We start from the raw sequence: 13,908 nt of genomic DNA, 5'->3' as shown, positions 1-13,908 counted from the left end.
GTCCGGCCGCAAACTCGCAGGGATCCATTCGCGCCATGCGCCTGATCGTCGGTCTCGGCAATCCCGGCCCTCGCTACGCGAAGAACCGACACAACATCGGCTTCCTGGCCCTCGACGAAGTCGCCCGTATCCACCGGGCCGGTCCGTGGCGGCGCAAATTCCAGGGTGAGATCGCCGAAGTAGCGCTCGGGCCGGAGCGTGCGATCCTCCTCAAACCGCTGACGTTCATGAACGAGTCCGGTCGCGCGGTTCAGGAGGCTCAGCGCTTCTACAAGATCGCGCTCTCCGAGGTGATCGTGCTCCATGACGAACTCGACCTCGCTCCGGCCAAGCTGCGGGTGAAGACCGGTGGCGGCAATGCGGGTCATAACGGCCTGCGCTCGATCACCGCGCAATGCGGCAACGATTACCGGCGTGTCCGCCTCGGCATCGGTCACCCAGGAGACAAGGCCCTCGTACACGCCTATGTGCTCAACGACTTCGGTAAGGGCGAGGAAGCCTGGGTCGACGACCTCTGCAGGGCGGTGGCAGACCAGGCGCCGCTCCTGGCGGCCGGCGAGGACGCGAGCTTCCAGAACAAGGTCCACCTCGCCATGGCGGGGCGGGGCTGGGACGACGTCAAGCAGGTCAACGCCCGCGATTGACCGCGGCCGCGACATCAAATTTCACGCGGGCAGGCTGCGGTCGGCTTCGCGAACGGACAGGTGACCCATGGGCTTCAAATGCGGCATCGTCGGCCTGCCGAACGTCGGCAAGTCGACCCTCTTCAACGCGCTGACGCAGACGGCCGCCGCTCAGGCGGCGAACTACCCGTTCTGCACCATCGAGCCGAATGTCGGCGAGGTAGCGGTGCCGGACGCGCGTCTGGATGATCTGGCCAAGATCGCCGCCTCGAAGGAGATCATCCCGACGCGTCTCACCTTCGTGGACATCGCCGGCCTCGTGCGCGGCGCATCGAAGGGCGAGGGCCTCGGCAACCAGTTCCTAGCCAATATCCGCGAGGTCGATGCCATCGCCCATGTCGTTCGCTGCTTCACCGACGGCGACGTGACCCATGTCGAGGGCAAGGTCGATCCGGCTGCCGATATCGAGACCATCGAGACCGAGTTGATGCTTGCCGACCTCGATAGCCTGGAAAAGCGCGTCATCGCTCTGGAGAAGAAGGCCAAGGGTGCCGACAAGGAGGCCAAGGAAACACTCGACCTCGTCCAGCGCGCCCTGCCGCTGCTGCGCGAGGGCAAGCCGGCCCGTCTGGTCCAGCGCAAGCCCGACGAGGAGAAGCTTTTCCAGAGCCTCGGTCTGATGACAGCCAAGCCTGTCCTCTACGTCTGCAATGTCGACGAGGGCGATGCCGACAAGGGCAATGCCTATTCTGAAGCGGTGATGGCCCGCGCGAAGGCGGAGGGCGCCAAGGCGGTGGTGGTTTCGGCCAAGATCGAGAGTGAGATCGCGGTGATGCCGCTGGCCGACCAGGGAGATTTTCTGGAGGCGGTCGGCCTCGCGGAGCCCGGGCTGAATCGCGTGATCCGCGCCGGCTACGAACTTCTCGGACTCATCACCTACTTCACGGTGGGTCCGAAGGAAGCGCGCGCCTGGACCATCGAAAAGGGCACCCGTGCGCCCGCGGCTGCCGGCGTGATCCACACGGATTTCGAGAAGGGCTTCATCCGGGCCGAGACCATCGCCTTCAACGATTACACCACCCTGAAGGGTGAGAGCGGTGCGAAGGAAGCCGGTAAGTTCCGCCTCGAGGGCAAGGAGTACGTGGTCCAGGACGGTGACGTCCTGCACTTCCGCTTCGCCAACTGAGCCAATCCGGGCCGGATCGCGCGTGAAACGGGTGCCACTCTGCGGGGCGGCATCGGTTTCGCGTCGTCCAGGTGCGAAGACGTTCAAAGCCAGAGAGGCCCCGCATGCCCGGCATCACCTTCGAAGACTTCACCTCCGGGATGGCGATCGACGGTGGCCCTTTGACGGTCACCGAGGCCGAGATTGTCGCTTTCGCGGCGGAATTCGATCCGCAGCCGTTCCATCTCGATGCCGAGGCGGCCCAGGCGACGTTCGTGGGTCGGCTGATCGGCTCTGGATGGCAGACCGCCGGGTTCGGCATGCAGCTCCTTCAGCGGCATGCGTTCCGCGGAGCGACCTCGATGGGCTCGCCCGGGATCGCCGAACTTCGCTGGCTCCGGCCTGTCCTGCCGGGGGACGCCCTCAGCATATCGGTTCGCGTCGAGTCGTGCCGGGCATCCAACACCAAGCCGGATCGCGGCTTCGTCGTCTTTGCGATGACCATCCTGAACCAGGATGGCGAGCCGGTGATGACCCAGAACTTCACGGTGATGTTTGCCCGTCGCGGAGCGACACCACTGCCGCCACGCAGGGTCGAAGCGCCAGACGACGCACCTCTCATCGAGTCCGTTGACGCCGAACCCTTGTGCTTCCTGGAAACGGCGCCCCTTGGCGCGGCCCGGGAACTTGGGGCGCATCGGTTCACGCCGGAGGCCGTCATGGCCTTTGCCCGGACCTACGACCCTCAAGCCTTCCACCTCGACCCCGAGGCGGCCCGGCAGACGCATTTCGGGGGGCTCTGCGCCTCCGGTTGGCATACGGCGGCCGCCTGGATGAAGCGTCTCCACATCACCCGTGGCCGCGACGTCGTCCATACCGCCCGCACCGGCCCGGTGCCGCAACTCGGGCCGTCCCCGGGGTTTCGCGATATGCGCTGGCTCGCTCCGGTCTATGCCGGCGACACGATCCGCTACACCTGCACCCTGGTGGACAAGCGGGCCACCGCCTCACGACCGGGCTGGGGGCTCGCGACCCACCAGAACGTCGGCGTAAACCAGCGCGGTGAAACGGTTTTTTCCTTCACCGGCTCGGTTTTCTGGCAGTGGGCGCCTGGGGCGTGACGCCTCAGGCGGCCTTGCGGCGCTCCGGATAGAGCGACAGCAGGCCCTCGGAATCGGCCGACGCGACGCCGCGCTCGGTGATGATCCCGGTGACGAGGCGGCCCGGCGTCACGTCGAAGGCCGGATTGGCGACCGGGCTTCCGGGCGAGACCACTTCGATGGTGGCGAAGCCGCCATCGGCCAGACGGCCCGTCAGGTGGGTGACCTCGCGACCATCGCGTTCCTCGATCGGGATCTCCCGCACGCCGTCATCGAGGGTCCAGTCGATGGTCGAGAAGGGCAGGGCCGCGTAGAACGGCACGTGATTGTCGCTGGCGGCGAGCGCCTTCAAGTACGTGCCGATCTTGTTGCAGACGTCGCCCGATGAGGTCGTGCGATCCGAACCGACGATGCAGATGTCGATCGCGCCGTGCTGCATCAGATGCCCGCCGGCATTGTCGGCGATGACGGTATGCGGGACGCCGTGGCCGTTGAGTTCGAAGGCGGTGAGCGCCGCACCTTGGTTGCGGGGGCGTGTTTCGTCGACGAAGACATGGATCGGCACACCGGCATCGTGCGCCACATAGATCGGCGCCAGAGCGGTGCCCCAATCCACCGTCGCGAGCCAGCCCGCGTTGCAATGGGTCAACACGTTGATCGGCCTGCCTTTTTCGCGATGCAGATCGCTCAGGATCACGGCGCCGTGCACCCCGATGGCGTGGCAGCTCGCGACATCTTCCTCCGCGATGCGCCCGGCTTCGGCATAGGCGAAGGCGGCGCGGTCGGCTTCCGGCACGGTGCGGAGCTTGGCGGCGACCCGGTCGAGGGCCCAGCGCAGGTTGATCGCGGTGGGGCGGGTCGCGGCGAGACGGTCGACCGCATGGTCGAGGCCTGCCTCGGTGGCGTCGGCCCGCAAGCCGAGGGCGAGACCGTAGGCGGCGGTGACGCCGATCAGCGGCGCGCCGCGCACCACCATGGTGCGGATCGCCACGGCGGCGTCGTCCAGGGTCGCTAAGGTCTTCAGCTCAAAGGCGAAAGGGAGGCGGGTCTGATCGATCACCGCCACGGAGGCGGCGTCCTCGGCGGGGAAGATGGTGCGGTAGGGCTTGCCGTCGATCTTCATGCAGCGTGTCCGGGTGCGGGTGGGCCGGGCCGAGCCGCCCTATCGAGAGAGGCGGGCGACGGAGGTTCACGAGGAATCCGTCGCCTGTATACCAGCGCCTTTCAGGGGCGTGGTATACACGAGCGTCGCGTCGCGGTCGCGGGGTCTACGCCGCCCGCGCGAGCAGCTTCGCTTTCTCCTGGGCAAAGGCCCAATCAAGCCACGGCGTCAGGGCCTCGAGATCCGAGCGCTCGACCGTGCCGCCGCACCAGATCCGCAAGCCGGCGGGGGCGTCGCGATAGGCGCCGATGTCGTACGCGATGCCGTCCCGGTCGAGGGTGTCGGCGATGCCCTTGGCGACGGCGCCGACGGCGGCATCACCGAGCGCCAGCACGTCGGGATCGGCGATGACGAGGCAGACGCCCGTGTTGCTGTAGGTGCCGGCATCGGCCGCGAGGTGGTCGATCCAGGGCGTGCGTGCCACCCAGTCGTGGATGATTCGGGCGTTGGCGTCGGCCCGGGCATGCAGCGCCGGGAGGCCGCCGATTCGCTCGGCCCATTTCAGGGTGTCGAGATAATCCTCGACCGCCAGCATCGAGGGCGTGTTGATGGTGTCGCCCTTGAAGATCCCCTCGATGAGCTTGCCGTCCTTGGCCAGGCGGAACACCTTCGGCACGGGCCAGGCCGGGACGTTGCCCTCGATGCGGGCGACGGCGCGGGGGGAGAGCACGATCATGCCGTGCGCGGCCTCGCCGCCCATGACCTTCTGCCAGGAGAAGGTGACGACATCGAGCTTGGCCCAGTCGAGCGGCATCGCGAAGGCCGCCGAGGTGGCGTCGCAGATGGTGATGCCCTCGCGGTCGGCGGCGATCCAGTCGCCGTTCGGCACGCGAACGCCGGCGGCGGTGCCGTTCCAGGTGAAGATGACGTCGTTGTGCCGCGTATCCACCGCCGACAGGTCGGGCAGGATTCCGTAGGCGCCGACATGGACGCGCGGCGCGATCTTGAGTTCCTTCAGGGCGTCGGTGACCCATTCCAGGCCGAACGCCTCCCAGGCCACGACCTCGACGGTCTTCGGACCGAGCATCGACCACATCGCCATCTCCACGGCGCCGGTGTCGGAGGCCGGCACGATGCCGATCCGGTAATCGGCCGGCACCTGCAGCACGGTGCGGGTCAGGTCGATCGCCTCGGCGAGCTTGGCCTTGCCGACGGCCGAACGATGCGAGCGGCCGAGCGGCGCGTCCGAGAGGGCGTCGAGGCTCCAGCCGGGACGCTTGGTGCAGGGGCCGGAGGAGAAGTTCGGCACGCGGGGGCGCGTGGCGGGTCGGTTGGTCACGGACGTCATCCTTCCAGATGAGAGCTCCTAGGCGGGGAGGAGTGGCCCGGAGACGCCAATGGACCCGCGTCGCACCGGACGCAAGCGCTCGCCGGACCGCCGATGGGCGAACCGACACTCGACCAGGGCCGGGCGGCACCGCAGCGCCGGGGAGTGCCGGCGGCCCGGGCCGAGACGAGGCCGCCCCGACTTCGCGCCCGCCTCAAGGCTGTGCAGCCCGGTTGGGCAAGGTCGCGAAGATGCCGCCCGCCAGAAACGTGACAATTCCTAGAATGACGACGGTCTCGCGAAAGGCATGAACGTAACCCAGCGGCGTTTCGTCGAGCAGGAAGGCATTCATCAGCAGCGTTGCGATGGCGATTCCAAAGCTCATCGAAAAATACTGCATCGTCGATGCCATGGAAGACGCCATGGCGATATCGTGCTCACGAATATCGGTATAAATCAGCGTGTTCATCACGGTGTATTGAAGCCCTGTGAGGCAGCCGTAGAGAAACATGTAAACGGTGAGAACCAGGGCGCCCGTGCTTGGGCTCAATGCTGCGAATCCGCCGACCGATAAGGCCACGAGCGTCGTGTTCACCAGCAGGAACGGTTTGTATCCGTAGCGGACCAGCAGTCGATCAACCAACCGTTTGGCAACGATCGATCCGATCGCTTGCGGAACAAGCATCAGGCCCGCTTCCGCGGGCGACCATGCGCAACCGACCTGAAGGAAGATCACCTGTATCAAGAACAGGCCGGAGATTCCGAGCCGTGCGAGCAGGTTTCCCGCCATCGCGACGGCGACGCTGCGCACCCGGAACAGTGCGAGGTCGACCAGAGGATGCCGACAGTGTCGGCTCCAGGCGATGTAGATCGCGAACAGGACGATCGCGCCGGCCAAGCCGGTCACCCCTTGCCACCGGGACGCCACCACGGTCTCGGAACTGTCGAGGAGCAGGACCGATCCCGCTCCGTAGAGAGCGAAGCCAAGGGTGTCGAACCGTTTCCACGCGACCGCCCGGACGTCGATCATGTGCCGATTGTTGACGATCAGCGCGAAGATCCCGATCGGGACATTGATGAAGAACACCATGCGCCAGGAGATGTACTGCGCCAGAAACCCGCCCGCGAACGGTCCGATCGTGGCTCCGACCAGTCCCACCGTCGCGACGGTGCTGATCGACGCGATCAGCCTCTTCGGATCGATGCTGCGGACCATGACATATCGGCCGACGGGAAGGAGGGCGGCGCCACCGATCCCCTGAAGGACCCGAGCGGCGACCAGCTGTGACACGCTCGTGGCGAGCCCGCAGAGAAGGGAGGCGGCGGTGAAGACGACGATCGCGCCGCCGAAGATGCGCTTCGTTCCGTAGCGCTCGCACAGCCACGGTGTCGCCGGAATACAGACGGCCAGCGTCAGAACATAGGCCGTGAGGACCGGATGCAGTTCCAGCGGGACGGTCGAAAACGCGGACGCGATGATCGGAATCGCGGCATTGACGATCGTGGCATCGACGGCTTGCATGAACGCGCCGGTCGATACGAGCAGGAGCAGCCAGAAACGGCGCTCGCTTTCCGGTCCTTCAGGCATCCCCACCTTGTCCTGCTCGATATGCGGAACCGACGGATGCGATGTCGTCCCGATTGGCGCGCCGTTGGGGTGGGAAACCCATCATGGAATCGGGGCCGCACAGTCGGTGAGGGCTATCCGACATCGAGAATCCGCGAGATCGGATTGCGCAGAGCGGTCCGGATGCATCGCCGTTCCGGCCATGACTATAGGCTGAACTGTCATGTGTATAGCAGGTTTGCACGTGAGAAATAGGCCGCTCGAAGGGGGCGAGGATTGTCGTGTTCTCGACTCGGCCGCGTTCTATTGATCCTGGTTCAGCAATTCCGCGCGTATCCGTCCTGTTGTGCGCTCTGCCGCTCTCGGGTTCGTCCGGGTCGAGTCACAAACCAGACGCCTGATCAAAGATCGTCGACAATCGATCGTCGAACCAAGTGTCGGGTTTGTCTTTCGATGTTCTGTTTGATCATTTCTGGTGACAGCGTCACCGAAGGAAAGATCACGGCGTTAGGAATGCCTGCGCCGTTCGACAGGCGTGTGGAGATTGTGGCGATGGGCCTGCGCCAAACCTTCGTTCGATCCCGCTTGATCGCATGATCGATGCGCGCTCGGCATGGCTCGGATGCCGGACCCGCGCGGCAATTCCTGCGCGCATTCTCCAGCCGCGACGTTTGCCGCGCCCGCGAGGCGATACGGGCGCCGAAGCCCACGGTTCAAGCGGCCACAAACGCCAGACTATCGCCCAGACGGTACTTTCGGCGCCCGAGCCTCCACGGTCTTTTGTCGACCGTCACCAGCGTTTCACAAATGTTCGCTAGACAAATTCCATACCAAGATTTTCTTATAGCCAAATCTATATCAGTATAAAATATTTTACGATCAGAAAATATCTCCAAACGCTGCACGCCATCCCCGGAAACAGAATAAAACTCGATCTGAGAAAGAGACTACAATGCTTCTTCGTATGTCTGGCGTGTCCGCACTTGTGCTGGCTGCTTCCTTCAGTCCGGCGCAAGCGCAAAGCTTGAACACGCTACCGCAGCGGGAGGGGGCCCAGGTGCTGAACGGCATCTTGAGCCTTCCGCGGAAGACCTATCTGGAGAGCTTGCAGCGCACGATCGAGTTCAATCGTAGCGCCAGCCCGGCGCGATTCGACAAGGCGGTGATCGATGCCAACAGCTACGATCTCCGCTTCTTCGGGACGAAGGCCGCCAATTTCCTGCAGGCGGTCCCGAGCGGCAGCCCGACCCCGGTCGGCAACGCGCTCGACTTCATCTCGAAGACCGCCAACGGCCGCGTCGGCGGTGACAGCGGCGTGCTCAAATTGTACTATGGAGCCATCAACACCTACGGCACGGTCTTCGGCCTGACTCAGCCGGGCGTTCCCAATTCCCAGGGCAATCCGAGGCCGTTCCAGGTCAGCAGCGAGATCAAGCTCGACCCGCGCTACGGCCTGGTTCAGAGCAGCAATTCGGCGGCCTTTCCCAGCGGACACTCGACCGCCGCCAACACCAACGCCCTCCTCTACGCGGTGATGGTACCGGAACTCTACCAGCGTTCGTTGACGAAAGCGGCCGAGTTCCAGAACAGCCGCCTCGTGCTCGGCGTGCACTATGCCCTCGACGTCATCGGCGGCCGGATTCTCGCCTTCCAGGAAACCACGAAGCTCCTGAACAATACGCCCGGCTATCTGCAGCCCGGCGAAGATTTTGCGGCAACCGTCGCGCAATCTGCCCAGGCGCTGAACAGCTATATCCGGGCGCAATGCGGCCTCGGCGCCGGGGAGTGCGCCGCGCAGAGCCCGAACGAGTACAGCGACAAGGCGAAGAACAAGGCTTTCTACGAAAACACGCTGACCTATGGCCTGAGTCCGGTCGGCCCCACCGACCTCGCGCCGGTGGTCCCGGTGGGCGCCGAGGTCCTCCTGGCCACCCGTTTTCCCTATCTCAGCGCCGAACAGCGCCGCGACGTGCTCGCGACCACCGAACTCGCCTCGGGTCAACCCCTCGATGACGGCAGCGGCTGGGCCCGGCTGAACCTGTTTGCGGCCGCCGACGGATACGGTGCGTTCAACGGCCCGATCCGGGTCGTCATGGATGCGGCCAAGGGCGGGTTCTCGGCTTATGACAACTGGGGCAATGATATCGGCGGGTCCGGCTCATTGACCAAGGACGGCACCGGCACGCTCGCGCTGAGCGGCAACAACACCTACGCGGGCGGGACGACCGTCCTCGGGGGTACGCTCATCGGACAGGCCCGCGCCTTCGGTACGGGGACGATCACCGACAACGCCGTCGTCATCCTCGATCAGGCCGCGGATGCCACCATGGCCAACACCATCAACGGCACCGGCCGCCTGACCAAGATCAATGCCGGTCGGCTGACCCTCACCGGAAGCGGCACCCTTTCCGGTCCCCTCTCGGTGCTGGAAGGTGGTCTCGCGGTCAACGGATCGTTCGCGAACGCGCCCGTCATGGTCGGGTCCGGGGCGAGCCTCGGAGGCACGGGGACGATCGGGACCGTGACGGCGCTGTCGGGCGGTACCGTCGCGCCGGGCAATTCCATCGGGACTCTGTCCGTGGCCGGAAACGTCGCCTTCGCGGCCGGCGCCACCTATCAGGTCGAGGCCAATGCCGCCGGGCAGGCGGACCGGATCGCTGCCGGAGGTCAGGCGACGCTGTCGGGCGGCACCGTTCAGGTGCTGGCCGCCTCCGGTGCCTACAACCCCCGCACCACCTACACGATCCTCACCGCCACGGGCGGCGTCTCGGGCCAGTTCGCCGGGGTGACTTCCAACCTCGCCTTCCTAACCCCGACCCTTCGTTACAGCCTGTCCGACGTCGACCTGACGCTCACCCGCAACGACGTGCCGTTCGCCGCGAGCGCCACCTCCCGCAACGGCATGGCGGTCGCCAACGCGATCCAGGCGGCCGGGACGGGCCGGATCTACGACGCTGCCGTAGGGTTCACCGCCTCGGAGGCCGCGGGCGGCTTCCGTGCCCTCGCGGGCGGCATCCATGCCAGCACCGTCTCCACCGCCTACGAGACCGCCTTCTTCGTGCGTGAAGCGGTCCTCGACCGCCTGCGCTGGGGCAACCCCGGCACCGGCCTGGATTACGGCACCCTGCCGTCCGCCTACACGGCCGATCTGCCGGGCCGCTCGCCGGCGGTGGCGAGCGTGCCCATGCGGATCCTGGACCCGCAGGTGGTCGGGCTCTGGGGCCAGGGCTTCGGCGCGTTCGGCAGCGCGAAGGGCGGCGGCAACGCCTTCGATATGAACCGGCAGATCGCCGGCTTCGCCACCGGTGCGGACCTGCAACTGCCGAGCGGCCTGCGCCTGGGCGTGGTTGGCGGCTACACCGAGGCCTACCTGGACAGCGCCGGACGAGCCGGCGGCACCAGGGACGCGGAGAGCGCCGCGCTCAAGAGCGGGTTCGGCGGCGTCTATGGCGGCTACGCGGTCGGCCCGCTCTCGCTGCGGTTGGGCGCGATCTATGCCGGCACCGACACGCGCACCCGACGGGCGGTGCCGTACGGGCTGTCGAGCACGCTGGGCGGCCACGGCGGCGGCTACACGGTCCAGGGTTTTGGCGAGATCGGCTGGAAGATTGCGCTGGGAGCGCCGATCGCGGCGGTGCTGGTGTCGAAGGATGGCGGGACCGGTGCCGGCGTGCCGCTGGTGGCGACCTATGTCGAGCCCTTCGTGGGCGGAGCCTATGTGGGCGTCCGGCGCGATGCCTTCGCGGAGACGGGCGGCGCGGCCGCACTGGCGGGCGCGGCGGCGGATTACGGCGTCGGCGCCACCACGGTGGGCGTGCGGGGACAGACGGGCCTGGATCTCGGGCTGGGCTTGCCGGTGACGGTGCGGGGTCTCGCGGGCTACCGGCGGGCGTTCGGGGACGTGGTGCCGAAGGCGCTGCTGACCTTCGCCACCGGTCCGGCCTTCCTCAGCGCGGGCGTGCCGATCGACCGGGACGCGTTCGTGGCCGAAGTCGGCCTGGACGTCGCGGTGGCACCGAATGCCAGCCTGGGCGTGGCCTATACCGGCCAGACTGGCAGCCGGGCTCAGGACCAGGCCGTCAAGGGGAACTTCGTCTGGCGCTTCTGATCCCCCGGCCCGACGCGGTTCGATCCGCGTCGGGTCCCGCCGCAGGCGGACGGGTCCGAGCGGGACGTCAGCCCTTCGCCGGCCGGAGCAGATCCGGCCGGCGCTCGCGTGTGAGGCGCAGGGCCTCGGCCTGACGCCAGCGGGCGATGGCGCCGTGGTTGCCCCCGGTCAGCACGTCGGGAATGGCCCGGCCCTCCCAGTCGCGGGGGCGGGTGTAGTGCGGATATTCGAGCTGCCCGGTCTCGAAGCTTTCCTCGACCCCCGAGGCGAGCTTGCCCATCACGCCGGGCAGCAGGCGCACGCAGGCATCGAGCACCACCAAGGCGGCGATCTCCCCGCCGGAGAGGATGTAGTCGCCGATCGACACCTCCTCCAGGCCGCGACCGGCGATGACCCGCTCGTCGACGCCCTCGAACCGGCCGCAGACGACGACGAGGCCGGGGCCTTCGCTCAAGGCCCGGACCCGTGCCTGGGTCAGCGGTCGCCCTCGGGGACTCATGAGCAGGCGCGGGCGCGGGTCGTCGGGTGGGGCGGCGGCGTCGATGGCCGATGCCAGCACGTCGCAGCGCAGCACCATGCCGGCGCCGCCCCCGGCCGGGGTGTCGTCCACCGCCCGGTGGCGCCCCAGGCCGTGCTCGCGGATGTCGCGCGCCTCCAGGCTCCAGGTGCCCCGCGCAAGCGCCTCGCCGGACAGGGACAGCCCGAGCGGACCGGGAAACATCTCCGGGTAGAGGGTGAGGATCGTGGCGGTCCAGGGTCGGCTGGACCCGGCGACGGGGGAGGGGACGGTCATGCCGCTTGATGGCGCGCGGAGATGCGCCCGGTCAACGTGGCACCGAACCGTTCGGGGTGGGTTGTCCCGCCATGGTCCTGTCCGGCATTGCCCATCTCCGCTCTCCCCTCGTCCGATCGCTCGCCCTGGCGGCGGCGCTCTCCGGGGCCGGCGTGATCACACCGGATACGACGCAGGCGGCCGAACCGCTGGCGCCGCCCGGCGCGCCCGCGACCGCGTTTCCCAAGCCCGACCGGCCCGTCGCCGAGATCGTGGCGCCGCTCTGGGCCTCCGAATCGCAGCGCGATTCGGTCGACGAGGTCGGGCAGGTGATGCGGCTGATGGGCATCGCCCCTGGCCAGAGCGTCGGCGATATCGGGGCGGGCAGCGGCTATTACACGGTGCGGATGGCCGAGCGGGTCGGCCCCCAGGGGCAGGTCTATGCCGAGGATGTCACGCCACGCTACCTGGCGGGGCTCGAGACCCGGATCGCCAAGGGCGCCCTGACCAACGTGACGGTTGTGCGCGGCGAGCCGCACGATCCGCGCCTGCCGGCGGGCTCCCTCGATGCCGCCGTGCTGGTCCACATGTATCACGAGATCGCCCAGCCCTTCGGCCTGTTGCACAATCTCGGCCCCATGATGAAGCTGGGTGGCAAGGTCGGCATCGTCGATGCGGACGACGTTCCCGCGCGCCATGGAACGCCGCCGAAGCTGCTGGCCTGCGAACTGGCCGCCGCCGGATACCGCCAGACCGGGTTTTCCGTGCTCGAGGGCGGCGTCGGCTACCTCGCGATCTTCGCGGCGCCGCGACCCGAGGACAGGCCGGACCCGGCTTCGATCCGGCCCTGCCGGGATGAGACCACGCGCGCGGGCCGGCGATAGCGCGGGGCCTGGAGCGCGGTTCGGGCGATCCCCGGGCTACGATCCCCCGGACGCTGGCACGGCGCGACACGGGGAAGGGTGTCGTGAGACACGCTGAGGTTGTCGTTACCAAAAGGGGTGGTGGGCCGGCCTGAGCGCAGGCTGGAATCGTTCTGTGCGTGGTATCGCCTTCTGGGCTTTACAACCAGGGGATGATTCCGACGATGCGCCTGGTGGCCGGCTTTTGGCGTCGTCTCGATGCGACCAGCGCCTGGATCGGCCTCGGCATTCTCGCGCCCCTCGGCATGCTCGTCGTCTCCGGGACGATGCTGCTCAACCTGCGCGACGACGCGTGGGAGAAGGCGCAGCAGACGTCGCGCAACCTGCTTCAGGTGATCGAGCGCGACATTGCCCGCAACATCGAGGTGATCGACCTGGCCCTGCGCGGCGCGGTCGAGAACCTGTCGGCGCCGGGCTTTGCCGCCCTCAGCCCGGAGCTGCGCCAGCTCATCCTGTTCGACCGCGCGGTCACCACCCGCGACATGGGCGTGATCCTGGTGATCGACGAGGCGGGCAACACCCTCTACGACGCCAACGCCGTGCCGGCGCGCCAACTCAACAACGCCGATCGCTCCTATTTCCGCATCCATCGCGAACATCCCGATATCGGGCTCGACATCAGCGAGCCGGTGGTCTCCCGGTTCCTCGGCGTTCCGGTGGTGGTGCTGAGCCGACGGATCGCCAAGCCGGATGGCAGCTTCGGCGGCGTGGTGCAGGCCTCTCTGAAGCTCACCTATTTCAGCAGCCTGTTCGAAAACCTCGCGCTCGGGACCAAGGGGGCGATCAACCTCTACCGGGCGGACGGCACGCGCCTGGTGCGGTATCCCCCCTGGGACGGAACGCTGGGGAAGAGCGTTGCCGATTCGCCCGTCTTCCAGCACCTCGTCCGGGTGGGGCACGGCAGCTTCGTCGGCCCCACGATCCAGAACATGGGGTCGCGGCTCCACACCTTCATGCGGATCGGCGACCTGCCCCTCACCCTCGACGTGACCCTGGCGCCGGAGGAGATCGAGGCCGAGTGGCGCGGGCGGGCGGCGGTGCTGGGCGGCGTGCTGCTGATCCTGTGTGGGCTCACCGCCGGTCTGTCGCTGCTGTTCGGGCGCGAATTGCGGCGGCGCGCCCGGATGCAGGAGGAACTGGTCCGCCTGTCGCGCACCGACGCCCTGACCGGGTTGCCGAACCGACGCCGGTTCGAAGAGGCCTTGGCGGGGATCGGTGGGG

Annotated in this window: 9 protein-coding genes and 1 pseudogene; 6 read left to right on the top strand and 4 right to left on the bottom strand. The window is 67.4% G+C overall.

Annotated elements, in window-relative coordinates:
- Positions 1-35 precede the first annotated feature (35 nt).
- The 3 genes from pth to J7U37_RS07350 all read left to right on the top strand — a co-directional run bounded on the left by pth (position 36) and on the right by J7U37_RS07350 (position 2,909).
- On the top strand, positions 36-644 hold the full coding sequence (gene pth, locus J7U37_RS07360) for an aminoacyl-tRNA hydrolase (RefSeq protein ID WP_247635296.1): 609 nt from the start codon (positions 36-38) through the stop codon (positions 642-644).
- 67 nt (positions 645-711) lie between these two features.
- On the top strand, positions 712-1,809 hold the full coding sequence (ychF, locus tag J7U37_RS07355; protein WP_056189579.1) for a redox-regulated ATPase YchF: 1,098 nt from the start codon (positions 712-714) through the stop codon (positions 1,807-1,809).
- Positions 1,810-1,913: 104 nt separating this feature from the next.
- Positions 1,914-2,909 (top strand): MaoC family dehydratase, encoded by a 996-nt coding sequence (locus tag J7U37_RS07350; RefSeq protein ID WP_247635295.1) that lies wholly within the window; start codon positions 1,914-1,916, stop codon positions 2,907-2,909.
- 4 nt (positions 2,910-2,913) lie between these two features.
- On the opposite strand, the gene mtnA is transcribed toward J7U37_RS07350, so the two are convergent.
- The 3 genes from mtnA to J7U37_RS07335 all read right to left on the bottom strand — a co-directional run bounded on the left by mtnA (position 2,914) and on the right by J7U37_RS07335 (position 6,905).
- The gene (gene mtnA, locus J7U37_RS07345; protein ID WP_247635294.1) at positions 2,914-4,011 is read right to left on the bottom strand and encodes an S-methyl-5-thioribose-1-phosphate isomerase; all 1,098 of its coding nucleotides are present in this window, start codon (positions 4,009-4,011) and stop codon (positions 2,914-2,916) included.
- A gap of 145 nt (positions 4,012-4,156) precedes the next feature.
- On the bottom strand, positions 4,157-5,338 hold the full coding sequence (locus J7U37_RS07340; RefSeq protein WP_056478977.1) for a phosphoserine transaminase: 1,182 nt from the start codon (positions 5,336-5,338) through the stop codon (positions 4,157-4,159).
- Between the two features lie 193 nt (positions 5,339-5,531).
- Positions 5,532-6,905 (bottom strand): MFS transporter, encoded by a 1,374-nt coding sequence (locus J7U37_RS07335; protein WP_247635293.1) that lies wholly within the window; start codon positions 6,903-6,905, stop codon positions 5,532-5,534.
- Positions 6,906-7,941: 1,036 nt separating this feature from the next.
- On the opposite strand from J7U37_RS07335, the gene J7U37_RS07330 reads away from it, so the two are divergent.
- Positions 7,942-10,992: an autotransporter domain-containing protein gene (locus J7U37_RS07330; RefSeq protein WP_056478980.1), complete on the top strand. Its 3,051-nt coding sequence runs from the start codon at positions 7,942-7,944 to the stop codon at positions 10,990-10,992.
- Between the two features lie 67 nt (positions 10,993-11,059).
- Here the strand turns inward: J7U37_RS07330 and trmD are convergent, their stop codons facing one another.
- Complete coding sequence (trmD, locus tag J7U37_RS07325) at positions 11,060-11,785, bottom strand: tRNA (guanosine(37)-N1)-methyltransferase TrmD (RefSeq protein ID WP_056478984.1); 726 nt, start codon at positions 11,783-11,785, stop codon at positions 11,060-11,062.
- Between the two features lie 71 nt (positions 11,786-11,856).
- Here trmD and J7U37_RS07320 point away from each other — a divergent pair, with 71 nt between their 5' ends.
- Positions 11,857-12,648, top strand: a complete 792-nt coding sequence (locus J7U37_RS07320) for a methyltransferase domain-containing protein (RefSeq protein WP_247635292.1) — start codon at positions 11,857-11,859, stop codon at positions 12,646-12,648.
- Between the two features lie 203 nt (positions 12,649-12,851).
- Positions 12,852-13,908 (top strand): annotated as a pseudogene (locus tag J7U37_RS07315) (GGDEF domain-containing protein); the annotation flags it as partial.

Origin of the sequence: Methylobacterium sp. 37f (assembly GCF_023093475.1) — a bacterium.
GTDB lineage: Bacteria > Pseudomonadota > Alphaproteobacteria > Rhizobiales > Beijerinckiaceae > Methylobacterium.
The sequence above is the reverse complement of the archived record's forward strand: the minus strand, read 5'-3'. Positions and strand labels throughout refer to the sequence as shown.